Consider the following 22,124-nt stretch of genomic DNA (forward strand, 5'->3'; position numbering starts at 1 on the left):
CATGGCGAGTCCCGCCCTTGGCCCCATGACGCCGGCATCAGGTGAGCGGCGTCGCCTCTCCACGGTCCCCTGCATAGTCGGCACCCCCGTCCCGGACATATACCGCCCGACTATCAATCCTGGCCGGGTTTCGACATAACAAGAGACAACAACAAACTCGGGGGTCACACAAGACCTCTCAAGTCACCACCCGGCCGCTGGATGGCGTGAATCGTGTGGGTCTTCCCTCTAGTGTGATGCGCCAGAAATTCAGTGGCTTAGTAAGTACCCTGTTGCTATGTCGCATCCGGGTCCTTCTGCTGTGGAGATCACGCTGTCCGAGGCCGAGCGCGCCGAGTTGGTGCGCCGGACGGAAATGCCGGACCGTCGCTCGGCCGAGAAGGCCCGCATCATCCTGGCGTGTGCTGATGGCATGTCAAACGCAGGTGTCGCACGGATCATTGGCGTCCAGGCCAGGACGGTCGGCAAGTGGCGTCGGGCTTTCGCCGCAGAGCGGATGGATGGGCTTGAGGACGCCGGCTGGATTGGCCGGCCGAAGGCCGACCTGGTCCTGGACGAGGCGGAGCGCAGGCAGCTGATGCAGTGGGCGCGCCGGGCCAAGACCGCCCAGTTCCTCGCGTTGCGAGCCAAGATCGTGCTGCGCTGCGCGGAGGGCGGGACAAACCAGCAGGCCGCGGCCGACCTCGGCATCGACAGGTCGACGGTGGACCGCTGGCGGGCACGGTTCATTGCGAAACGCCTCGACGGTCTGCATGACGAGCCCCGCTCGGGCCGGCCGCCCTCGGTCCTCCTCGACCAGGTCGAGGAGGTCATCGTGGCCACCTTGGAGTCCACGCCAGGCAAGGACACGCACTGGTCACGCGCATCAATGGCTAAGCGCACCGGTTTGTCCAAATCGACCATCGGGCGAATCTGGAAGCGGTTCGACCTCAAGCCTCATCTCCAGGACGCGTTCAAGCTCTCCACCGACCCGCAGTTCGTCGCCAAGGTCGTCGACGTCGTCGGCCTGTACCACAATCCGCCCGAGAAGGCGGTGGTGCTGTGTGTCGACGAGAAGGCCCAGATACAGGCGCTGGACCGCTCGCAGCCAGTGCTGCCGATGATGCCCGGCATGCCCGAGCGGCGCACCCATGACTACTACCGGCACGGCATTACCAGCCTGTTCGCCGCCTTCAACATCGCCGACGGTACTGTCATCGGCGAACTCCACCGCCGCCACCGCGCCATCGAGTTCAAGAAGTTCCTGATCACGATAGACAAGGCCGTGCCCGACGGCCTCGACGTCCATCTCGTCTGCGACAACTACGCCACCCACAACACCGCCGAGATCAGGACCTGGCTGAGCAAACACCCCCGATTCCACGTTCACTTCACCCCGACCGGATCTTCCTGGATGAACCAGGTCGAGCGGTGGTTCGGCCTGCTGACCGACAAGCTCATCCGCCGCGGCGTCCACACCTCCGTCAAGGCCCTGGAGAGCGATATCAAGGCGTGGGTCGCGCAGTGGAACGAAGACCCCAAACCCTTCACCTGGACCAAGACCGCCGACGAGATCCTCAACTCCCTCGCCGACTACCTCACCAAGGTTGGCACCAGCAGCCAGAAAACAGAGAAGAACTAACCCACCAGATTTCTGGCGCATCACACTAGTGCTCTGACCGGGAAGGTTCGCCGGGGTGGTGCCGACCGGCCTCACATCCGATGGATCGGGGGACGTAGATAGGGTGGACTGGTGTTCTCAGACATAGGTCCTTTGGAGCTGACGGGCTTGGCCCTCGTCGCGTTGCTCTTCCTCGGCGTGCCGTCGCTCGTCGCCTATCGCAGGAGGGTTCAGCGCCTGCGGTTGGTCATCGCGATCAATGTGATCGGCACTTTCACTGGTTTGTTCTGGTTTGTCGCCCTGTTCATGGCGATGTCGATGCCCGCCCGCGATGCCGACCCGGTGGTGGTCCCGGGCGGTCAGCTGGGCGTGTGACCGCGGGGTTATGCGACGAGGGGGCGTCCGCCCCAGCGGATTCCCTTCTCGCTGCGGATGCGGGCACGTTCCCTGCGTTGCGCGGCCAAGACAGCGGGGTGGCGAGCGTTGGTGTTGCGCCAGCGGAGGTAGGCGTGCAGGGCCCGGGTCTGGACGGTGTGGTTGCGGTGATTCGAGTTGGCGACGGTGAACTGCCGCAGTGGGCCGAAGTGGGCCTCGATCGGGTTAGCCCAGGACGCGTAGGTGGGGGTGAAGCACAGCTCGACGCGGTTCTTCTTCGCCCAGCGCCGGATGGTCTCGCCCTTGTGGGAGGAGAGGTTGTCCAGGATGACGTAGATCGGGGCGCCGTCCGGGCGGGCCGCGCGGATCGACCGGAGGGCGATCAGGGTGTTCGCGGCGCCCTTCTTGCGGCGGTTGACGCCCCAGAGTGTGTCATTGCCGATCGAGTAGCAGCCATGGAAGTAGCGGACGCCGTGGGTGCGGTGGTAGATCGCGGGGTGCCGCTCGGGCTGATCGGCAAGAGCCCAGCCGGGGCCGCCAGTGGGGCGGATGCCGAGCGGCCCGAACTCGTCGAACGCGAAAACCCGGTCGGGGAAGCGGTCCAGGACGTGCTCGATGCGGTCGAGCTTGGCGTCACGCTCGGGGTCGGGGGACTCCTTCCAGGTCTTGGTGCGCTGGAAGGCGATGCCTCGGCGGGCGAGCAGGCAACGTAACGCCTCGCGGCCGATCCGGATCACGCGGCCGTGCACTTTCCGCAGGTAGGAGGCGAGTTTGCGGATCGACCAGCGGGTGAAGGGCTGGCCGAGTTTGGTCGGGCGGGTGGTGGCCGTCTGAACGACGAAGTCCTCGTCGTCAGGACTGAGCAGGCGGGGACGACCTCCCGCCCACCGAGGGTCCAGGCAAGCCAGGCCGATCTCGTTGAACCGGTGGATCACGTTGCGGACGGTGCCCTCGTCGGCCTGCACCAGCTGGGCGATCACCGGGACCCGGTTCCCGCCGGCCGAGGCCAGCAGCATCATCGCGCGTCGGAATCGCACCGAACTGGTACTGCCCCGGCGCACGATCTGCTGCAGCTTCTGCCCCTCCTGGTCGGTCAACCTGCGCACACGAACAGGCTCAGCCACCACACCCCCAACGGTCGGGCCCACGGACGTCACCGCACATCCAACCGCCAGAACCATCAACCCGGTGAACCAACCCGGTCAAAGCACTAGATCCCTTCACTTATGGCCGCCGGAGCACCGAGGACGACCGGAACCCGTCCGACCACAAGACCGAAAATCTTCCATTGAAGAAAATGGTAGGTAGACGGACCATTTTCCCGCCCCGGACAGAACGGCAATGAGAGGCAGTGGAAATTCCGTTTCTATTTGATCATGTGGAGCCGAGAAGAGCGAGAGGGCGGGTTTGATCGCGGGATTTCCGGTGAAGGCCAGGTGGCCATCACCCGGGGGGCGCCCGGTCCGCAGCCGGGAGGTGCCCTCGACGCAGGTCACACCTTCGACATGGCGCAGGGCTTCCACGGTCCGGTATCGGCGCCGTCAGCGCCCAACAGGCCCTGGAAGCATGCGATTTGATTGGCCTTCCCGCGGACGACCACCGTCCGCGCGGTGCAGGGCGTCGCTCCGTAGGGCATCTGGCCCACGCCAACTCCGTCTGGCAGCAAGGCAAGTGACCGATGACCGCCAACCGGCCTCCGGTTCGGGCGAGTTGCACCGCGATGGCATCGGCCGCCGACGCCCCGAACCGGCGGTCCGCCCGTCGCCGGTGGCCGTGCTGCTGGAATTGCCGAGCACGCGTGGGGAATCCGAGGTCAGGTGGCCCTGTGGTACTGCACCGGCGCTGCCGCGTCGCCGCCGAGTTCACGCGCGGCATGCCGTGCGAAGTACGGATTGCGAAGCAGTTCGCGACCGATCAGTACGGCATCCGCCTGGTGGTTCTCGGTGATCTTCTCGGCCTGCCGTGCTTCGGTTATCTCCCCGACAGCACCCACGGGAAGTCCGACCTCGGCCCTGACCCGCTCCGCGAACGGCACCTGATAGCCGGGCCCGGTGGCGATACGGGCCTTGGGCGCGTTACCGCCGGTGGACACGTCCAGCAGGTCGACGCCATGCGCCTTCAGATCGGCGGCGAACCGCACGGTGTCGTCGGCCGTCCACCCCTCGCGCTCGTCATCGGGGTTCTCCGTCAGCCAGTCCGTCGCGGAAATGCGGAAGAAGACGGGAAGCTCCTCGGGCCAGACGGCTCGCACCGCATCCACGACCTCCAGCGCGAAACGCGTCCGGTTCGCAAAGGATCCGCCGTACGCATCAGTGCGGTGGTTGGTGTGCGGGGAAAGGAACTCGCCGATGAGGTAGCCATGGGCGCCGTGGATCTCCACCACCTCGAAGCCGGCGTCCCGAGCCCGTCGGGCCGCGGCGGCGAAGTCCTGAACCACCTGCTGAATCCCCTCGACCGTCAGCTCGTCCGGGACCGGGTGGCCCTCGTCGAAGGGCAGCGGGCTCGGCGCGACCGGTTGCCAGCCGTGTGCGTCATGGCCGACCGGGGCACCACCGCGCCACGGCGCGTCCGTCGACGCCTTGCGACCGGCGTGAGCGATCTGCACACCCGGCACCGTGCCCTGCTCCTTGAGGAAGGAGGTGATCCGCCGGAACGCCGCCGACTGCCTGTCGTTCCAGATGCCCAGGTCTCCGGGGCTGATCCGCCCTTCCGGGGAGACAGCGGTGGCCTCGACCACGATCAGTCCGGTACCGCCGACGGCTCGCGCGCCGTAGTGCGCGAAGTGCCAATCGCCCGGCACGCCGATGTCCGGTCCCGATGCGTCAGCGCTGTACTGGCACATCGGGGACATCCAGACCCGGTTGGGGATGGTCAACGACCGAAGTCGAAAGGGCTCAAAGAGGGTGCTCACAAAGGACTCCGTTCACACGGGCAGCCACCTCGGCCGCGCTTGATACGACAAGTACCGTACTACGAAGACCTTCGAATTACGACATCCTTCGTACAAGCGCACCTGTCCCGTCGGCCACCGACCGCGGCGCCACCGCGACTGCGACCGCCCGCGGGCGACGTGACGAGACGTCAGGAGGCCGAGGCAGGGGAACGAGAGTCGGCGGAAGGTCGGCACGCGTCCTGGAGTGGGCCACCACCCCGGACATGAAGATCACGGTGGCATCCCGCAGCAGCGTCACCGGGCCGTCCGACCTGCGCGGACACCGACCGGCACGCCGTTGTCAGTGGCCGGGTGCACACTGGCGACTATCTGAGACAACGGCGTCCCGGAGGTGTTCCGGCATGACAGACGTACTCCTCGCGGTGGGCACCCGCAAAGGGTTGTTCATCGGCCGCCGGCGGCGCGGCGCCTGGCGGCTGAGCGGCCCGCACTTCGCCGCGCAGGCGGTGTACTCCCTCGCGATCGACACCCGTGGCGGACGGCCCCGGCTCCTGGCGGGCGCCGACAGCGCGCACTGGGGCCCGTCGGTTTTCCACTCCGACGACCTGGGCGAGACCTGGCACGAGCCGGCCCGCCCGGCCGTCACGTACCCGGCGCACACCGGGACTTCACTGGAGCGGGTGTGGCAGCTGCACCCCGCGGGCCCGGCCGCGCCCGAGGTGGTCTACGCCGGCACCGAGCCCGGCGGCCTGTTCCGGTCCGAGGACCGCGGCGAGACCTTCGAGCTGGTCCGGGCACTGTGGGAGCACCCCAGCCGGGAGAAGTGGGTACCGGGCGGCGGCGGACTGGCCGTCCACACGGTGGTCACCGATCCCCGGGACGCCGACGCGGTGACCGTCGCGGTCTCCGCCGCCGGGGTGTTCCGCACCCGCGACGGCGGCGCCAGCTGGGCGCCGTCCAACAAGGGCGTCAAGGCGGTCTTCCTGCCCGACCAGCACCCCGAATTCGGCCAGTGCGTCCACAAGATCGCGCCGGACCCGGTCGACCACGACCGGCTCTACCTCCAGAACCACTGGGGCGTCTATCGGTCCGACGACGCCGGGGCGAGCTGGACGGACATCGGCGGCGGCCTACCCTCGGACTTCGGCTTCGCGGTGGCCGCGCACCCCCGAAGAGGCGATGTCGCCTACCTCTTCCCGATCACCGCCGACATCGACCGGGTGCCGGCCGAGCACCGCTGCCGGGTCTTCCGCACCGACGACGCGGGCGCGAGCTGGGAGCCGCTGAGCGCCGGCCTCCCCGCGGAGGAGCACTACGGCACGGTCCTGCGGGACGCCCTCTCAGTGGACGACGCCGACCCCGCCGGGGTGTATTTCGGCAACCGCAACGGCGAGCTCTACGCCAGTGCCGACGACGGCGACAGCTGGCGGCAGCTCGCCTCCCACCTGCCCGACGTGCTCTGCGTACGGGCGGCGGCGACGGCCTGAGCCGCGGTGGCCCGGAGTTGAAGGAGGACGGGCATCGGCCAGTAGGGTGATCCCGTGGCTGCACGACCTCTCCAAGACATCGTCGAACCAGGCTGGGCCAAGGCACTTGAGCCGGTCGCCGGGCAGATCGCCGCGATGGGCGACTTCCTGCGGGCGGAGATCGCCGCGGGCCGGACCTACCTCCCGGCCGGCAACAATGTGCTGCGCGCCTTCCAGCAACCCTTCGATGGGGTGCGGGTGCTCATCGTCGGGCAGGACCCCTACCCCACGCCCGGTCACGCGGTCGGGCTGAGCTTCTCCGTGGCGCCGGACGTCCGGCCGCTGCCCGGAAGCCTGGAGAACATCTTCCGCGAGATGCACTCCGACCTCGGGCTCCCCCGGCCGTCCAACGGCGACCTGACCCCGTGGACCCAGCAGGGCGTCCTGCTGCTGAACAGAGCGCTGACGACCGCGCCGCGCAAGCCGGCCGCACACCGCGGCAAGGGCTGGGAGCAGGTCACCGAGCAGGCCATCCGGGCCCTGGTGACGCGCGGCGGGCCGCTGGTGGCGGTGCTGTGGGGGCGCGACGCGCGCAATCTGCGGCCGCTGCTGGGCGAGGTGCCGTCGGTCGAGTCCGCGCACCCCTCCCCGATGTCCGCCGACCGGGGTTTCTTCGGCTCGCGGCCGTTCAGCCGGGTCAACGACCTCCTCGTCCGGCAGGGCGCCCAGCCGGTGGACTGGCGGCTGCCCTGACCCGGGCCCCGGCCGGAAGCCGGGCGATAGTGTTCCCCGCATGACGAATGCGAACATCCCTGCGGGCTGGTACGCCGACCCGCAGGGCACCCCCCATCAGCTCCGCTGGTGGGACGGCGCCCAGTGGACCGGGCACACCCACCCGGGCCAGCAGGCACCGGCCCCGGAACAGGCGGCGCAGCCGGGCCAACCGCAGGCGGCGCAGCGGGTGCCCCAGCAGGCACCGCAGCAGGCGCCCCAGCCGCAGATGGCGCAGCAGTACCCGCCGCAGCAGCAGGCCCCGGTCCAGGCCCCGTACGGCCAGCAGCCGGGCGCCGCCCCGTACGGCCAGCCGGCCGGCTACCCGCAGCAGGCGCCGGGGCAGCCCGGGCAGCCGGGCCCCTACCCGGCCGACGCGCACCACCAGGCGATGCAGCAGGCCGGCATACAGCAGCAGGTGCAGCAGAGGGCTGGTGTGGCCCCCACCGGGCCGGGCGGCGGCACGCTCTTCACCGAACCGGTGCTGGTGGTCAACCAGAAGGCCCGGCTCATCGAGGTGAGCAACGAGTACGCGGTCTACGACCAGAACGGCAACACCCTCGGTTCGGTCGTCGAGATCGGTCAGAGCACCGCGCGCAAGGTGTTCCGGGTGGTCTCCAGCCTTGATCAGTACATGACCCACAAGCTGGAGATCCGGGACGCCCACGGGCAGCCGCAGCTGGTGCTGACCCGGCCCGCCAAGCTCATCAAGTCCAAGGTGCTGGTGACGCGCCCGGACGGCCAGCCGGTCGGCGAGATCGTCCAGCAGAACGCCATCGGGAAGATCAACTTCACGATGATGGTCAACGGCCAGCAGATCGGCGCCATCAAGGCGGAGAACTGGCGCGCCTGGAACTTCGCGATCGTCGACCACACCGACGCCGAGATCGCCCGGATCACCAAGACCTGGGAGGGCCTGGCCAAGACGATGTTCACCACCGCGGACAACTACGTCCTCCAGATCCACCGGCAGCTGCCCGACCCGCTGCTGAGCCTGGTCGTGGCCACCGCGCTGACCGTCGACACCGCCCTCAAGCAGGACTCCCGCGGCCTTGGCTGAGCCCACCGGCACGCGAGCCGGGGACCACGTCCTGGGGGTGGACTCGGGCGGGTCGGGGCTGCGGATCGCGGTGGCCCGGATCGACGGGGACGGCGAACGGCTCCGACCGGCGGCCACGTTCGCCTCGCACGAGCCGGTCCATACCGGCCCGGACGGTATCGACGCGGATCAGATGCTTCGTCAGCTCCTGCCCGCCGGCGCGGAGTTGGCGGACCAGGTGGGCGCGGACCGGTTCGTCGCGGTGTGCGTCGGCGCGGCCGGCATGGGCACCCTCGGCGACGCGCTGCGCGCCCGACTGCCCGGGGCGCTGGCCACCGCCTTCGGGGTCCGGCGGCTGGCACTCGCCGCGGACGCGGTGACCGCCTACGCCGGGGCGCTCGGCCAACGGCCCGGTGCTGTGGTGGCCGCGGGCACCGGCCTGGTCGCCCTGGGCACGGACCTGACGCCGACGGGCGGTTGGCGCCGGGCGGACGGCTGGGGGCACCTGCTGGGCGACTGCGGCAGCGGCGCCTGGATCGGGCGGGCCGGGCTGGAGGCCGCGCTGCGCACCCACGACGGACGCCCCGGTGGTTCGCAGGAACTGCTGACCCGGGCGGAGAAGACGTTCGGCCCCGTCACCGGGCTGCCCGCGGCGCTGTACCCGCGACCGGACCGGCCCGCCGTGCTGGCCTCCTTCGCCCCCGAGGTGGCGCACTGTGCCGCCGCCGGGGACGCGGTCGCCGCCGGGATCCTGGACGATGCCGCGTGCCACATCGCCGACTCCGCCGCCGCGGTCTGCCCGCCGGGCCCCGACGCCGCGGTCGCGCTCACCGGCGGTCTGCTCGCCCTGGGCGACCCGCTGCTGTCGCCGCTTCGCGCGGCGCTCGCCGAGCGACTGCCCGGCGCCCGTCCCGTCGAGGCCGCCGGGAGCCCACTCGACGGTTCGCTGGCGATCGCCGCGGCGCTGGCCGCGGACCGTCTGACGCTCCCCGTCGACGGCAAGTTGTTGCAGATCACAGGGCATGTGACGCCCTCGCCGGCACGACGCGCGGGATAAAACGGGACGGATACCTCGCGGCGGAACCCTCCCCCGGCGGGCGGGCGCGACGAGGCGTTAGCATGCGGCGCCATGAGTTCCCCCACTGGGCCCGCACCTGGCTCGCCCCGTATCGACGCCGCCGCACCCGGCCTGCCCGTCCGCCTGCCGCGCACGCGGCCGTCCGGCCGCCACCGCAAGCCGGAGCCGCTCGCCGCGCCCGAGGGCGCACCCGCCCTGGTCCTGGCCGTGCCCGGCACCCCCTCCCCCGCCTCGCGCAGCCTGGCGGAAGAGGTCTCCAGCATCGCCCGGTCCGAACTGCCCGGCCTCGACGCGCGGCTCGGCTACGTCGACGGCGAGGGCGAGGAGTTCCCGTCCCTGGAGGCGGTGCTGGCACAGGCCGCCGCCGAGCAGAACGCCCGGGCGGCCGAGACCGGCCAGCCCGCTCCCGCCGGCCCCGCCGCGGTCGTCGTCCCGCTGCTGGCCGGCCCGGACAGCGCCCTGCTGCGCCGGATACGCCAGGCCATCCTGAACAGCGCCTCCGGGGCCGAGCTGACCGACGTCCTGGGCCCGCACCCGCTGCTGGCCGAGGCGCTGCACGTCCGGCTGTCCGAGGCCGGTCTGGCCCGCGCCGACCGGGCCCGGCTGTTCACCGTCGCCACCGCGGCGGACGGCATCATCCTCGCCACCGTCGGCGGCGAGGAGGCGGTGCAGGCCGCCGGGATCACCGGCATGCTGCTCTCCGCCCGGCTGGCCGTGCCGGTCCTGGCGGCGGGCCTGGACGAGGAGGGCGCGATCGCCCGCACCGCCGAGCAGCTGCGCTCGTCGGGCTCGCAGCAACTGGCGCTGGCTCCGTACCTGATCGGTCCCGAACTCGCCGACGGCCTTCTGGGGGCGGCCGCGGCGGAGGCGGGCTGCGCCTCGGCCGAGGCGCTGGGCGCGTACGGCGCGGTGGGCCGGCTGGTGCTGTCCAACTACGCGGCGGCGATGGGGATCACCCTGCCGGGCCAGGGCCTGGGGGCAGCCGTCCGGTAAGCCGCGCCGCAGCCGCACGGCACCGGAACCACCACCGGAGCCGCACCCGATCACCGAGGGCCGTCCCGCACGCGGGGCGGCCCTCCGCGCTTCCCCTCCGCACCCCGCCCGCGCCCCCTCTGAGCGGCGCGGATGCCCACCAGGCGGCCCGGGAGGGCCGCGGCGCCCCCGAGGTGCGAGCGGGTCGCCACAGGCGCTGTACGGGCGCCCTGTGGCCGTCGTGCGCCCCACGATGCGTCGCCCGCGCCCCTCGCCCCCGCGCGGCCTTCGCTTCGAGCCCCCGCCTCGCTACCGTCGTGGTCCCGCCGCGTGCCGACCCGACGCGAACCGACCCGACCCGCCCCGCAGGAGGACACCGTGCCGGACACCACCGCGCCCGAGGACGTCGCCCGGGCCTGCTTCGCCGCGTACCTGGCCCAGGACCGGCCGGCCATGGAGCGGCTGCTGGCCGAGGAGTTCGTCTTCACCAGCCCGCAGGACGACCACATCGACCGGGCCGCCTTCCTGGCGGTCTGCTTCCCCACCGCGGACCGGTTCCGCTCCCAGGAGATCCTGGACGCCGTGCCGTTCGACGGCGACCAGGTCTTCGTCCGCTACGCGTACGAGCTCACGACCGGCGAACGCCACCGCAACGTCGAGGTGATGACGGTCCGGGACGGGCGACTCGTCGAGACCCAGGTGTACTTCGGCGGGCGCTTCCCCCAGGGGTGAACGCCCCGCGCCCGGCCCGTCAGGCGAAGACCACGCACGAGGCGGCCGGCACCGGGACCGAGCCGCCGCGGGCGGGGACGCCGGTCTCCGGGTCGACGGTGAACCAGGTGACGTCGCCGGAGCGCTCGTTGGCGGCGTAGAGGTGCCGCCCGTCGGGGTGCAGCGCGAGGTCGCGGGGCCAGTGGCCGCCGCACGGCACGGTGGTGACCAGCGTCGCGGTCCCGGCCCGGGCGTCCAGGGCGAGAACCGCGATGCTGTCGTGGCCGCGGTTGGCGGCCCAGGCGAACCGGCCGTCCGGGGAGAGGACCAGCGCGGAGGGGAACGTCGGGCCGGTGTCCGCGGCCCCTTCGGGGAGCAGCCGGGTCTCCCCCAGCGGCGTCAGCGTCCCGTGCTCGGCGTCCCACCGGCAGAGCGTCACGGTCGGGTCGAGTTCGTTGACGACGCAGACGAGGTCGCCGGCGGGGTGGAAGGCGAGGTGGCGGGGCCCGCTGCCGGGCCGCAGGCGGGTCTCGTCCCGGACGGTGAGGGTGCCGTCGGCCGCGTCGAGGGCACAGATCCGGACGGCGTCGGTGCCCAGATCGACGCTGAGCAGCCATCGGCCGGCGGGGGCGGGGCGCACGGCGTGGGCGTGCGGCCCCTCCTGGCGGTCGGTCCGGGGGCCGCTGCCGTGGTGGGCGAGGACCCGTGCCGGCCCGCCGAGGGTGCCGCCGTCGCGTACCGGGAGGGTACTGACGTCGCCGGAACTGTAGTTGGCGGTGACCAGGTGGCCGGCGGTCAGGGTGAGGTGGGTGGGGTCGGCGCCGCCCACGGGGACTGCGGGGGCGAGCAGGACGGGCCCCTCGGGGGTGAGGCGGAAGGCGGCCGCCGCGCCGTCGGGGGTCTCGCTGACGGCGTAGAGGCGGCGGGCACCGGGGTCCGGCACCAGGTAGGAGGGGTTGGGGACGACGTCGGTGGAGTGCAGGGGAGTCAGCGCCCCGGATACCGGGTCGACGGCCGCGGTGGTGATGCCGAGGCCACCGGCGGTGGTGAAGGAGCCGAGGTAGGCGCGCGGCCCGTCCTCGTGCGCCGGTCCGCCGCCGGTCCGCTCGGTCGCTGGTCCCGTCGTCGCCACTGGTCGCCACCCTTCGTCCGCCCGTCGGGGCCGCCCGGCCGTGGGGTCCGGCCGGTCCACGGCGGCCCGCGCCGTCCGGACGGTTCCCGTTGTCCGGGCGACGCTAACAGGGCGGGCGGGGGCGGCGCCGGTGATGGCCGGGAGTGACCGGTACGGCGCGACGTGCCGCGGTCAGCCTCCGGGGCCGCGCACGGCGGCTTCCGCCGTGTCGAGGAGGCGGCGCAGCCGGAGGCCGTCGCGTGCCACCGCCGTGACGAGCACGGCGGGGCCGGCGAGCGGGGCCAGCAGGGCCTGGCCCGACTCCGGGGCTTCGGCGAGCAGCCGGGGCGGGTTCCGGGCGTACTCCAACGACGGGTCGACAATGAGGAGTTGGCCGATGGCGCGGTGGTCGGCGAGGACGGCGGGGCCGTCCCAGCCGACCGCGCCCGGTCCGTAATCGGCCTGCTGGTGCAGCAGGGTGCGTCCCCCGCGCCGGACGACCAGGCGGGTTGCCAGCCGGCCCGGTGGCTCCCCTGCCCGGCCGAGGATCTGTTCCTCGCGCAGTACGAGCCGGGCGGTGCGGGCGAGGTCGGCGGTGAGGGTCTGCCGCAGGTCGCTGCCGACAGCGCTGATCAACGGTTTGGGGAGCCAGTGCAGTTGGGTTCCCTCGCCGGCGGTCAGGGCGACGTCATAGGTGGCGGGCGCGGCCGTGGCGCCCTTGAGGGCGAGGGTCGCGGTCGCGGAGGTGATGTGCAGGGACGCGCCGTGCTCCGCGGTGGCCTCGATGCGCAGCCGGTCGCCGCCGAGGGGTGCGCTCATGGCGCCGACGACGATGACCCGGGCCTCGTTCCCGCGCGGGCGCAGGCGGCGCAGCTCGAAGGGGCCGTCGCCGTCGAGGGCGGTCAGTGTGGTGGCGCCGCCCCGGCCGGTGGCCGCGATGCGTGCGGTGGCGCGTACGCCCGGGGTGGTCGGCTCGGGCGCGGGCTTCGCGGCTTCCGGGATCGTGGGGATCATGCGGTGGCCGTGGTCCAGTGCGTCAGCTGTGCCCGGACCCAGTCGGCGACCGGCTTGACGCCGTCGGGCTGCTTCAGGGCCGTGAAGGCGACCGGGAGTTCGCCGCGCTGCGCCTTGGCGTCACGAGCCATACCGTCGAGATCCACCCCCACATACGGGGCGAGGTCGGTCTTGTTGACGACCAGCAGGTCGGCGGTGGTCACACCCGGCCCGCCCTTGCGCGGGATGTCGTCGCCACCGGCGGTGTCGATCACAAAGATCTGCGCATCGACCAACCCCTTGGAGAACGTCGCGGTCAGGTTGTCACCACCGGACTCCACCAACACCAGGTCCAACGGACCCACACTCTCCTCCAGATCCTCCACCGCCTCCAGGTTGGCGGAGATGTCGTCACGGATCGCGGTGTGCGGGCAGGCCCCGGTCTCCACCGCCACGATCCGCTCCGTCGGCAACACCGCCTCACGACGCAGGAACTCGGCATCCTCCCGCGTGTAGATGTCGTTGGTGACAACGGCGATCGAGAACTCCTCACGCAACACCCGGCACAACGCGGCCACGGTCGCGGTCTTACCCGTACCGACCGGACCGCCCAGACCGATCCGCAACGCACGCCGCGTCCCGTCGCCGCGCACGGGAGCAGCCGCACTGTAGGTGTGCCGCTCGGGAAAGCCGTCCTGATGATCGAGGTGCATGGTGACTCCGTACTCGTGTGGGGAGGGGACCGGTGGGCAGGTCAGGAGGCGAAGAGCCGTACCGGCCAGGCGGCGTGCGCCTCGGCGGTGATGTCCAGCAGGGGCGCCGAGGCGGCGGGCAGCGCGTCGTACCCCTCCGCGGGGATGCGGTCGGCGGCCCGGGTGGCCGCGGCGGCCACCCGGTCGACGTCGGTGGCCAGACGGGCGAGGACGGCGGTGGCGTCGAACGGGTCCAGGCTCAGCAGCCGGACCACCGCGGTGGCCGGGCCGCTGATGTTCTCGTAGGCGACGGCGTACGCGGCGTCCAGCGGGGTCAGCCCGGCGGACCGGGCGGCCAGGCCGAGGACGACCGGCTGGTGGGCACCGCGCGGGCGGGCCGCGGCCAGCGCGTCGAGCGCGGCACTCGGCCAGCTGGCGCGGGCGGCCCGCATCATCTGACGGCCCAGTTTCCGTGCGGTGGACCGCAGCGCGGGCACCGGGGTGCGAGCGTCGGCGGCCTCGTCCAGTGCCAGTGGGTCGTGTCCGGCCGCGGCCGCGGCGGCCAGGCCCGCCGCGACCAGCCCCGCGGTGTGCAGCCGCCCCCGGCAGAAGGTCTCCAGGGAAGTGCTGTCGGTGACGCGGCCCGCCCGGACCGCCGGTTCGGCCCCGCCGGAGTGCGCGTGTCCTCCGGCGGGGAACCGGCCGTCGGCCAGGACGAGCAGCGCGGCGCGCGTCATGGTCCGCAGTTCACCTTTCTCTCCTCGCACCGTGCCCGCGGCCCTCAGAAGAGGAAGTAGCGCTGGGTCATGGGCAGTTCGGTGGCGTAGTTCCGTTCCACGCCGTGGCCGTCGATCTGTGCGGAGACGTCCTCCACCTTCGCCCCGCCGATGATGACCTCGAAGGTGTCGGGGTCGATCGTGACGTCGGGGCGGGCGTCGTTCTCCTTCATGTGCTCCTTGCGGATGTTCCGTGTGTTGCGGATGGCCTTGAACTCCTTGCCGAGATCGAGGCGTTCGGGCAGGCCGTCGTCGATGGCCTGCTGGGCGACGAAGTTGAACGAGATGGAGCGGGGCGAGCGGCCGGTGGCCCCCCACACGGCGCGGGGCAGCACCGGCTGCGGGGTGGGGATGGACGCGTTGGCGTCCCCCACCTGCGCGTAGGCGATCTGGCCGCCCTTGAGGACCAGATGGGTCCGGACGCCGAAGAACTTCGGCTCCCACAGCACCAGGTCGGCAAGCTTGCCCACTTCGACCGAGCCGACCTCCGCGTCGATGCCCTGGGCGATGGCCGGGTTGATGGTGTACTTCGCGACGTACCGCCGGGCGCGGTTGTTGTCGGCCCGGTTCGGGGCGGGGTGTTCCCGGCAGACCTCCGTCTCCCGGGTGCAGCCGTCGCCCGGCAGGAAGCCGCGCCGCTGCTTCATGACGTCCGCGGTCTGCCAGGTCCGCAACACCGTCTCGCCGATCCGACCCATGGCCTGGGCATCGGAGGACATGATCGAGATGGCGCCGAGGTCGTGCAGGATGTCCTCGGCGGCCATGGTGGAGGGCCGGATGCGCGAGTCGGCGAAGGCCAGGTCCTCCGGGACCGCGGGGTTGAGGTGATGGCAGACCATCACCATGTCGAAGTGCTCCTTGACCGTGTTGACGGTCAGCGGCCGCGTGGGATTGGTGGACGCGGGCAGCACGTTCCGCTTGCCCACCATGGTGATCATGTCCGGTGCGTGGCCGCCGCCCGCGCCCTCAACGTGGAACACGTGCAGGGGCTCGTCGCCGATGGCTTCGAGGGTGCTCTCGACGAAGCCCGCCTCGTTCAACGAGTCTGCGTGGAGGGCGAGTTGCACGCCGGTCTCCCGGCACACCTTCAGGCAGGTGCGAAGGGTGGCGGGCGTGGCGCCCCAGTCCTCGTGGATCTTGAAACCGATCGCACCGGCTTCCACCTGGTTGCGGAGCGACTCCTCGGACATGGTGCTGCCCTTGCCGAGCAGTCCGACGTTGACCGGGAAGGCGTCCAGCGCCTCGAAGGTCCGGGCGAGGTGCCAGCGCCCCGGGGTGACCGTGGTGGCGGTGCTGCCCTCCGCCGGCCCCGTCCCCCCGCCGACGAGCGTGGTCACCCCGGCGGCCAGGGCCTCACCGACCTGCTCGGGGCAGATGAAGTGGACGTGGGTGTCGACACCGCCCGCGGTGAGGATCTTGCCGTTGCCGGCGATGACCTCGGTCTCGGGACCGATGACGAAGTCCGTGGCGACCGGATGGCCGTCGTGCAGGCGGTCCATGGTCTCGTGGTTGTACGCCTTGCCGAGCGCGCTGATCCGGCCGTCTCGGAGGGCGACGTCGGCCTTCACCACGCCCCAGTGGTCCAGGATCACGACACCGGTGATGACGGTGTCGGGCGGTTCGGGACGCTCCGGCACCGCCGCCACCGAGTCCCGCGGAACAGCGGACTGCCCCATCGACTCGCGGATCACCTTGCCGCCGCCGAATACCACCTCGTTGCCGCTGTGTTCCGGTCCGCCCGACCAGTCCTCGGTGATCTCGATCCGCAGCCGGGTGTCCGCGAGGCGGATGCAGTCGCCTTCGGTGGGGCCGAACAGGTCGGCGTAATCGGCACGGGCCAGGCTCCCGCATGCGTCGTCGGGCGGGGTCCCGGGTGCGGGGCGGGTCGTGGGGTCAGTCATCGAGGTCACCTCCGACGCAACCACGCAGCCCGAGGACGCGGCGTTCGCCCTCGATGCGGACGAGTTCAACAGGCTGCGGGATGCCGGGCTCGAAGCGCACGGAGCTGCCGGAGGCGACATGCAGGCGCTTGCCGTAGGCAACGCCCTTGAAGGTGCGCTCGCCCCCGCCGGGCTCGCGCCAGCTCAGGCCGTGGTTGACCTCGGCGAAGTGGTAGTGGGAGCCGACCTGGATGGGCCGGTCGGACTGGTTGCAGACGGTCAGCGGGGTGGTCTCCCGACCCTTGTTGAAGGGAATGCGGCCGGCCCCCTCCGGGTGGTCGATCTTCCCCGGATGCACCAGGGTCTCGTCGTCGGACTCCGCACAGCAGTCGCGACGGGGGATGGGGTCGTGGAGGGCCACCAGCTTCGTGCCGTCGGGGAAGGTGGCCTCCACCTGCACGTACGAGATCATCTCGGGCACTCCGACCATGACCTCCTCCCGGCCGAGCACCTTCTTGCCGGACGCCATGAGTTCGGCGACGGTGCGGCCGTCCCGGGCCCCTTCGAGGATGTGCACGGTCAACAGGGCCATGACCTCGGGGTAATTGAGCAACACCCCACGGGCCCGGCGCCTTTCGGCGACGTCCGCCGCCACATGAATCATCAGACGCTCTTGCTCATGGGGAGTCAGATGCATAGCATTACCATGCCTTTACGTTCCTTCGGAGTCGTCGAAGTTTCCTGAAGTTGCCCGAGGTTCCCTGTCGAAGACGTTTCCGGTCGAGGTCCGCTTCGCCGGAGTCCTCCACGGAGCTCGGGGAATTCCGGCAGGACGTGTCAACGGAATCGCCGTAGCTACCATCGGACTTCGCCCGGCAGGCGGATATACGCACACGCACCTCGGAAGATGCCCGCTCATGCGACATTTCTGCCGCGGACACCAGAAAGGAAAGGTCGAGTCGCCCTCGGGCGGGGCGGAGACCTCAACCTCGAAGCGGGGAGCGGTGTCGCGCTCGTCAAACCCTGTTCGTTGACGCTCAGCGCCCCCTCATCACGCCCCCTCGCATTCCCGTAACGGCCTTGATCGTGGCCGATATCCACCACCAGATTCCCCGCCGCGCCCCCTTGGGTAAACAGGGGTTTCCGGCCAGGCGACGGGGCGAACGGCCGTACCGCGGAGCGCTGTCACGCCGCCCTGCGGGAAACGGGAGAACCTCACGGAAATCAAGCGGTCGGAGACTCCGCAGGCCAGCACCGGACTTTCCGCCGGTTCGCGGGACGTCACGCACGGTCGAGAGCTCCCGAACACCGAGAAGGGCCGGCGGCCAGCCCTCCCCGCAGGCGGGGAATTCCCAGGGAAAACCCGACCGTTCGCATGAGGCGGCGAACAATCGTCCTGAGTTTGGGGATGCCGGACGCGGGAAGCGACGGCCGTCGCGAAACCCGACAATGCACCGATGTCGCCGATGTCAGCGGCATGTGCCCGCCACACTCGCCCGCAGCCAGATCGGGAGGCGTCGCCGGCCCGGCCGAAAAGCAACACAGGATCATCGGATACCCGCCGACGCCCCGCACGGAATGCGCGGGCGCCGCCGGGCGCGCGAACCGACGCCAACCCCTTTCGCAAGTACGCCGATTGAGCCCCGATCGCCCCTGTCCGAAGACTCACTGGTTCGGATTCTCCGGGGATCGGAGGGTGTACGCATGACTGCGGGATCTCGTGGGATCGCCGTGCTCGACGTCGACGGCACCCTCACTCCGTCGATGCTGGGCCTCGAACTCCTGCGCACCCTCGACCAGGACGGAGTGTGCCGGGCAACCGACAGAAACGCGTTGCGCATCCTCGTGGAGCGGAGCCGTTCGGAGCGGGGCACCACCTACGCGCGCACGGTCGCCGACGCCAACGCCGGCTTCGCGGCCGTGCTCGCCGGGCTCCCGACGGCGCATGTCGCCGACGCCGCCCGGCGGACCTGGCGCCGCGTGGAGGGGGACCTGTTCCCGTTCGTGCCGTCCCTCCTGTCGACGTTGCGCGGGCACGGGCTGCACATCGTGCTGCTCTCCGGAAGCCCGCACGAAGTGATCCGGGCGATGGCCGCCCACCTGGGCGTGCGCACCTGCCAGGGCGCCGTCATGGCGGCGCCGGGTGGCGTGTACAACGGCCGCGTCCGGCTCCCCACCGGGGTTCCCGGCGTCAAGCGGCGGGCTCTCGGCACGCTGCTGCGGGGCCACCGCATCGACTTCGCCCGCTCCTACGCCCTCGGCAACACGGACGCCGACGCGGAGATCCTGCGCCTGGTCGGTGTTCCGGTGGCCTACGAACCCGACCGGGGGCTGCGGGAGCGGGCCGGGCGCGCGGACTGGCCCATCGCGGACCGACATTCCGTCGTGGCCCGCACCCGGGCGGCCCTGCACGGTGCGGAGCAGGGCGCGCACCCGGCGCACGGGCACCGGTGACCGGGCACCGGTGACCGGGCGCCGCAACAGACGATGAAAATCCGCAGCCGGCACCACCACACAGCAGGGAGTCGAGTCGATGCACGAAGCATCCGCACCGTCGGGCCCGGGCTACCCGGACGCACCGTGGGCCCTGGAGGGGCGCATCGTGGTGGGGCAGGTGAAGGCGCGGGACCCGCTCGCCCCGATGGGCGGGGTGCGCCACCTGTCCGACCGCCGCATGCTGCTGTTCCTCGGCCGCTATCGCCGGGGCACGCTGGCCTACAGCGAACTGGTGCTGGCGGCCTACGCGCGCCGGGGCCTCCGCCCGGGTCTGGAGATCCGGCACATCTGGGTGGACGACGAACCCGCTCTGCTCGGCGGAGTCCACATCTGGGGCCTGCCGAAGAAACCCGCCACCTTCGACTGGAGCCAGCGCCGCGTCCGCGTCAGCGACGACGAGGGCCCCCTCGCCACGCTCGTCTGGACACCGGGCAGCAGCGGCCTGCCGCGGCTGCCGCTGCCGCTCTGGTTCTTCGGCCTGCGCGACGGCGCGCTGCTGCACACCGCGGCCAAGGCACGATGCCGCATCACCTCCGCCCGGTTGACGGTGGTCGAGTGGACCGATCGGCTCCCCGCCCTCACCAGTACCCGCGCCCGGCTCGGCGCCCTCTGCGACCCGAGCCGCGCGCTTGTCCCACCGCCCCGCACCCTCGCCCACCTTCCCGCCCGCTCGACCGGGAAGCACCCGCACCGGCAAGGAGCCCGACCGTGAACCTCCCCACCGAACTCGACCCGCGGCTCAACCCCGATGTGCTGAGCGGCTACTACGACGGCATGACGGCCAAGCTCAAGCACAAGTACGGGCCCGGTCCGCGCGTCCACTACCACCTGGGCTACTACGCCGACGGCACAGCGCCCGAACACGCCCCCGGGACCCCGCCCGAGACCATCCGCCACAGCATCTGGCACCACCAAGAGCTCCATCTGCGGCACGCGGCGGAACTCTGGGACGCGCCCAGGCGCTTCACCGGCACCGTCCTCGACGTCGGCTGCGGGCTCGGCGGCGGCTCCCTCTTCTGGGCTCAGGAGTACGGCGCCCACGTCACGGCCGTCACGATCGCACCGGAACATCCGCCGGTCCTGCACGACTTCGCCCGGCAGGTGGGCGTCGCCGACCGCATCCGCGCCCTGGTGTGCGACGCGACCGACGTGCCGGTGGACCGGCAGTACGACACCGCCGTGGCGATCGAGAGCAGCTGTCAGATCGCCCGCGGTCCGTGGTTCCAGCGCCTGGCCCGCCTCATACGCCCCGGCGGCAGCGTGTGCGTCGAGGACATCTTCCCGATGCGGCCGCGCGGAGCGGTCGTGTGGGCCGACTACTTCCACGCCCGCCCGGGCACCGTGGAGGCGTATGCGACCGCCGCGGAAGCGGCGGGCTTCGCCCTGGTCGACGACGTCGACATCACCGCCCAGGCCACCCCGTTCTGGCGCGAGAGCATCGACTGGACCCGGGCGACGCTGGACGGCCTCGGCAGCGAGCGGATCGACAGCCCGGAGCGCCGGCGCCTGCGCATCTCGCTCGCCATGCAGCACGAGCTGGAAGCCGAGTGGAAGTCGGGAGGAATGCGCCAGGCATTCCTCCGCTTCGAGAAACGGAGGAGGTAGCGTCCACGACCGTGGCGCGGCCGGCCGGGGACGCGACCGGCCGCCACCGGCTCGGCCGCCGCGGGTTCGCCCGCTCAGGCGCCCATCGGGAGCCGTTCGGACCGGCCGAGGGGGACGGCGAGGGCGAGCAGAGCCTGTTCCAGGGCGTGCAGATGGGCCAGCACGGGTCCGCCCTCGCCGGTCTGCGGCAGCGTCCCGGCCTCCGCCCGGCGGCCGGGCGCGTCGAGCGGGGCGTCGGTCAGGGCCTCGACGGCGGCCTCCACCCGCCGGCACGCCGCGACGAGCCGGTCGTCGTGCGAGGCTTCCGGGTCGGCGGCGATGGACGCCAGTCCGCGCACCTCGCGCGCGCAGTCGTCGAGCAGCGCGACGATCTGCCGGGCCCGTTGCTTGCGCGCCCGCAGGGGGCTGAGCGGATGTACCAGCGGGACGAGCGACAGCCGCACGCGGCCGAGGATCGCCTCCAACTCGGCCACCCGCGGCGCCGGATCGGCCGCGGCGTCCCCGGCGAGCCGGGCGGCGGCCTGTGCGGTGCACGCGTGCACGCACCGCACGGCCCGCTCGACCTGCTCGTCGGTGACGGAGTGCGTGGTCACCGGCAGCACCAGGAGCACCGCGAGCAGCGCGCCCAGGGCCCCGACGGCCGTCTCGCCCACCCGCAGGGCGAGCAGTGCCGGATCGAGCACGCCGAGCAGCCCGTAGAGCGTGCTCGCCATCACGGTCACCGCGAGCATCATCCAGGTGTAGGAGACGGCCGCCGTGTAGAAGATCCCGAAGACGCCGAGGGCGACGATCACGGCGGCCGCGACCGGCTCGTCGTGCAGCGGAACGGCAAGTGCGAAGCCGAGCCCGACCCCGAGCACCGTGCCCAGGAACCGCCGGAACCCGCGGACGAGCGTCTCGCCCCGCGAGGTGGTGTTCACGAACACCCACCAGGTGGCGCCGACGGCCCAGTACCAGCGCTGTTCGGACAGCATCTGCCCGACGCCGAGGGCGAAGGCGGCCCCCACGGTCGCCTGCACGGCCTGCCGCGTGGTGATCCGCGCGAGCCCGGTCCCGCCGGCCGGCGCGGCCACCGCGGTGGGCGCCGGCAGCCGCCGTTCGTAGCACCACACCCCGAAACGCACCGCCGACGACGCGGCGAGCCCGAGCAGCACGGCCGCGTACGACTCGGGGAGCTGGCCGGGGACGGTGTGCAGGAACTGCGCCGCGAAGAAGATCATGAAGGCGAACACGCCCAGCGAGTGGCCGCGCGGCCCCCACCGCCGCGCGTACACCCCCGCCCCCACGACGGCCAGGAACGCCAGGTCGCGCGCGAGCGGCAGGTCGTGCAGCAGCGCCGCGAGCGCCAGCACCGGGAGGCCGACGACGGGCAGCAGCGCCGTCGTCACGGCCTGGCCGCGCACCGTCGGGTCGGTCACCGTGAACAAGGCGAGCAGCGCGGCCAGGCCGCCGGTGATGGCGGCGACCAGCGTGTGCCCGGCCAGCCCGCACAACGCCACGGCGAGGCCGACCCCGACCACGGCCCGGGCCGCGAACCGCAGTCGCATACGCCCCGGATCCGGCGCCACGAACGCCTTCTTCAGCAAGTTGCCCCGCCCCTTCCGCACACAGGTGCACCGCGACATGAGAAAGGCGCCGCGGGGATCCGCAGCGCCATCGACAGGGC

20 protein-coding genes are annotated in these 22,124 nt (G+C 71.8%); 11 read left to right on the forward strand and 9 right to left on the reverse strand.

The window, feature by feature from the left end; genetic code table 11:
* Positions 1-277: 277 nt before the first annotated feature.
* Together JNO44_RS38845 and JNO44_RS38850 are read left to right on the forward strand one after the other, a co-directional pair.
* On the forward strand, positions 278-1,621 hold the full coding sequence (locus JNO44_RS38845) for an IS630 family transposase (RefSeq protein WP_240167428.1): 1,344 nt from the start codon (positions 278-280) through the stop codon (positions 1,619-1,621).
* Between the two features lie 111 nt (positions 1,622-1,732).
* The gene (locus JNO44_RS38850; RefSeq protein ID WP_205368686.1) at positions 1,733-1,975 is read left to right on the forward strand and encodes a superinfection immunity protein; all 243 of its coding nucleotides are present in this window, start codon (positions 1,733-1,735) and stop codon (positions 1,973-1,975) included.
* 8 nt (positions 1,976-1,983) lie between these two features.
* On the opposite strand, the gene JNO44_RS38855 is transcribed toward JNO44_RS38850, so the two are convergent.
* On the reverse strand, positions 1,984-3,099 hold the full coding sequence (locus tag JNO44_RS38855) for an IS630 family transposase (protein WP_338058600.1): 1,116 nt from the start codon (positions 3,097-3,099) through the stop codon (positions 1,984-1,986).
* A gap of 689 nt (positions 3,100-3,788) precedes the next feature.
* Positions 3,789-4,886: an NADH:flavin oxidoreductase/NADH oxidase gene (locus tag JNO44_RS38860; RefSeq protein ID WP_205368688.1), complete on the reverse strand. Its 1,098-nt coding sequence runs from the start codon at positions 4,884-4,886 to the stop codon at positions 3,789-3,791.
* Between the two features lie 383 nt (positions 4,887-5,269).
* On the opposite strand from JNO44_RS38860, the gene JNO44_RS38865 reads away from it, so the two are divergent.
* The 6 genes from JNO44_RS38865 to JNO44_RS38890 all read left to right on the forward strand — a co-directional run bounded on the left by JNO44_RS38865 (position 5,270) and on the right by JNO44_RS38890 (position 10,926).
* On the forward strand, positions 5,270-6,355 hold the full coding sequence (locus tag JNO44_RS38865) for a WD40/YVTN/BNR-like repeat-containing protein (RefSeq protein ID WP_205368689.1): 1,086 nt from the start codon (positions 5,270-5,272) through the stop codon (positions 6,353-6,355).
* A gap of 54 nt (positions 6,356-6,409) precedes the next feature.
* Positions 6,410-7,087 (forward strand): uracil-DNA glycosylase, encoded by a 678-nt coding sequence (locus JNO44_RS38870; RefSeq protein WP_039630429.1) that lies wholly within the window; start codon positions 6,410-6,412, stop codon positions 7,085-7,087.
* Positions 7,088-7,127: 40 nt separating this feature from the next.
* Entirely contained in the window at positions 7,128-8,165 is a 1,038-nt protein-coding gene (locus tag JNO44_RS38875) for an LURP-one-related family protein (RefSeq protein WP_205368690.1), read from the forward strand.
* On the forward strand, positions 8,158-9,201 hold the full coding sequence (locus JNO44_RS38880) for an N-acetylglucosamine kinase (protein WP_205368691.1): 1,044 nt from the start codon (positions 8,158-8,160) through the stop codon (positions 9,199-9,201). Before JNO44_RS38875 ends, JNO44_RS38880 begins: the two co-directional genes overlap by 8 nt.
* A 72-nt stretch (positions 9,202-9,273) precedes the next feature.
* Positions 9,274-10,215, forward strand: coding sequence for a sirohydrochlorin chelatase (locus JNO44_RS38885; RefSeq protein WP_205368692.1), 942 nt, complete (start codon positions 9,274-9,276; stop codon positions 10,213-10,215).
* Positions 10,216-10,572: 357 nt separating this feature from the next.
* On the forward strand, positions 10,573-10,926 hold the full coding sequence (locus tag JNO44_RS38890) for a nuclear transport factor 2 family protein (RefSeq protein ID WP_205368693.1): 354 nt from the start codon (positions 10,573-10,575) through the stop codon (positions 10,924-10,926).
* A 19-nt stretch (positions 10,927-10,945) separates the two neighbouring features.
* Here JNO44_RS38890 and JNO44_RS38895 read toward each other — a convergent pair whose 3' ends face one another.
* The 6 genes from JNO44_RS38895 to JNO44_RS38920 all read right to left on the reverse strand — a co-directional run bounded on the left by JNO44_RS38895 (position 10,946) and on the right by JNO44_RS38920 (position 17,054).
* Positions 10,946-12,037, reverse strand: a complete 1,092-nt coding sequence (locus JNO44_RS38895; RefSeq protein ID WP_205368694.1) for a lactonase family protein — start codon at positions 12,035-12,037, stop codon at positions 10,946-10,948.
* Positions 12,038-12,208: 171 nt separating this feature from the next.
* On the reverse strand, positions 12,209-13,030 hold the full coding sequence (locus tag JNO44_RS38900) for an urease accessory protein UreD (protein ID WP_205368695.1): 822 nt from the start codon (positions 13,028-13,030) through the stop codon (positions 12,209-12,211).
* A complete protein-coding gene (gene ureG, locus JNO44_RS38905; protein WP_073449168.1) occupies positions 13,027-13,722 on the reverse strand; it encodes an urease accessory protein UreG in 696 nt (231 codons plus the stop codon). Before ureG ends, JNO44_RS38900 begins: the two co-directional genes overlap by 4 nt.
* 41 nt (positions 13,723-13,763) lie before the next feature.
* Entirely contained in the window at positions 13,764-14,438 is a 675-nt protein-coding gene (locus JNO44_RS38910) for an urease accessory protein UreF (RefSeq protein WP_205368696.1), read from the reverse strand.
* Between the two features lie 44 nt (positions 14,439-14,482).
* On the reverse strand, positions 14,483-16,378 hold the full coding sequence (locus tag JNO44_RS38915; protein ID WP_205368697.1) for an urease subunit alpha: 1,896 nt from the start codon (positions 16,376-16,378) through the stop codon (positions 14,483-14,485).
* A complete protein-coding gene (locus tag JNO44_RS38920; RefSeq protein ID WP_205368698.1) occupies positions 16,371-17,054 on the reverse strand; it encodes an urease subunit gamma in 684 nt (227 codons plus the stop codon). Before JNO44_RS38920 ends, JNO44_RS38915 begins: the two co-directional genes overlap by 8 nt.
* Before the next feature lie 1,007 nt (positions 17,055-18,061).
* Between JNO44_RS38920 and JNO44_RS38925 the strand changes: the two genes are divergently transcribed.
* The 3 genes from JNO44_RS38925 (at position 18,062) to JNO44_RS38935 (ending at position 20,458) form a co-directional block, all read left to right on the forward strand.
* Positions 18,062-18,811 carry an HAD family hydrolase gene (locus JNO44_RS38925; RefSeq protein ID WP_205368699.1) on the forward strand — a complete coding sequence of 250 codons (750 nt, stop codon included), beginning with the start codon at positions 18,062-18,064 and terminating at the stop codon, positions 18,809-18,811.
* A 79-nt stretch (positions 18,812-18,890) separates the two neighbouring features.
* Positions 18,891-19,565: an acetoacetate decarboxylase family protein gene (locus JNO44_RS38930; protein ID WP_205368700.1), complete on the forward strand. Its 675-nt coding sequence runs from the start codon at positions 18,891-18,893 to the stop codon at positions 19,563-19,565.
* Positions 19,562-20,458 (forward strand): SAM-dependent methyltransferase, encoded by an 897-nt coding sequence (locus JNO44_RS38935; protein WP_235095132.1) that lies wholly within the window; start codon positions 19,562-19,564, stop codon positions 20,456-20,458. The genes JNO44_RS38930 and JNO44_RS38935 overlap by 4 nt, the downstream gene beginning before the upstream one ends.
* A gap of 74 nt (positions 20,459-20,532) precedes the next feature.
* On the opposite strand, the gene JNO44_RS38940 is transcribed toward JNO44_RS38935, so the two are convergent.
* Positions 20,533-22,044 carry an FUSC family protein gene (locus JNO44_RS38940; RefSeq protein WP_205368701.1) on the reverse strand — a complete coding sequence of 504 codons (1,512 nt, stop codon included), beginning with the start codon at positions 22,042-22,044 and terminating at the stop codon, positions 20,533-20,535.
* Positions 22,045-22,124: the final 80 nt, after the last annotated feature.

The sequence above is a fragment of the Streptomyces noursei genome (genome assembly GCF_016917755.1).
Lineage (GTDB): Bacteria > Actinomycetota > Actinomycetes > Streptomycetales > Streptomycetaceae > Streptomyces > Streptomyces yunnanensis.

What these genes read in the sequence shown, in the direction of transcription:
- JNO44_RS38845 (WP_240167428.1), top strand. Translation starts at nt 278, where the DNA reads ATGTCGCATCCGGGTCCTTCTGCTGTGGAGATCACGCTGTCCGAGGCC.
- JNO44_RS38865 (WP_205368689.1), top strand. Translation starts at nt 5,270, where the DNA reads ATGACAGACGTACTCCTCGCGGTGGGCACCCGCAAAGGGTTGTTCATC.
- JNO44_RS38875 (WP_205368690.1), top strand. Translation starts at nt 7,128, where the DNA reads ATGACGAATGCGAACATCCCTGCGGGCTGGTACGCCGACCCGCAGGGC.
- JNO44_RS38885 (WP_205368692.1), top strand. Translation starts at nt 9,274, where the DNA reads ATGAGTTCCCCCACTGGGCCCGCACCTGGCTCGCCCCGTATCGACGCC.
- JNO44_RS38900 (WP_205368695.1), bottom strand. Translation starts at nt 13,030, where the DNA reads ATGATCCCCACGATCCCGGAAGCCGCGAAGCCCGCGCCCGAGCCGACC.
- ureG (WP_073449168.1), bottom strand. Translation starts at nt 13,722, where the DNA reads ATGCACCTCGATCATCAGGACGGCTTTCCCGAGCGGCACACCTACAGT.
- JNO44_RS38910 (WP_205368696.1), bottom strand. Translation starts at nt 14,438, where the DNA reads ATGACGCGCGCCGCGCTGCTCGTCCTGGCCGACGGCCGGTTCCCCGCC.
- JNO44_RS38915 (WP_205368697.1), bottom strand. Translation starts at nt 16,378, where the DNA reads ATGACTGACCCCACGACCCGCCCCGCACCCGGGACCCCGCCCGACGAC.
- JNO44_RS38920 (WP_205368698.1), bottom strand. Translation starts at nt 17,054, where the DNA reads ATGCATCTGACTCCCCATGAGCAAGAGCGTCTGATGATTCATGTGGCG.
- JNO44_RS38925 (WP_205368699.1), top strand. Translation starts at nt 18,062, where the DNA reads ATGACTGCGGGATCTCGTGGGATCGCCGTGCTCGACGTCGACGGCACC.
- JNO44_RS38930 (WP_205368700.1), top strand. Translation starts at nt 18,891, where the DNA reads ATGCACGAAGCATCCGCACCGTCGGGCCCGGGCTACCCGGACGCACCG.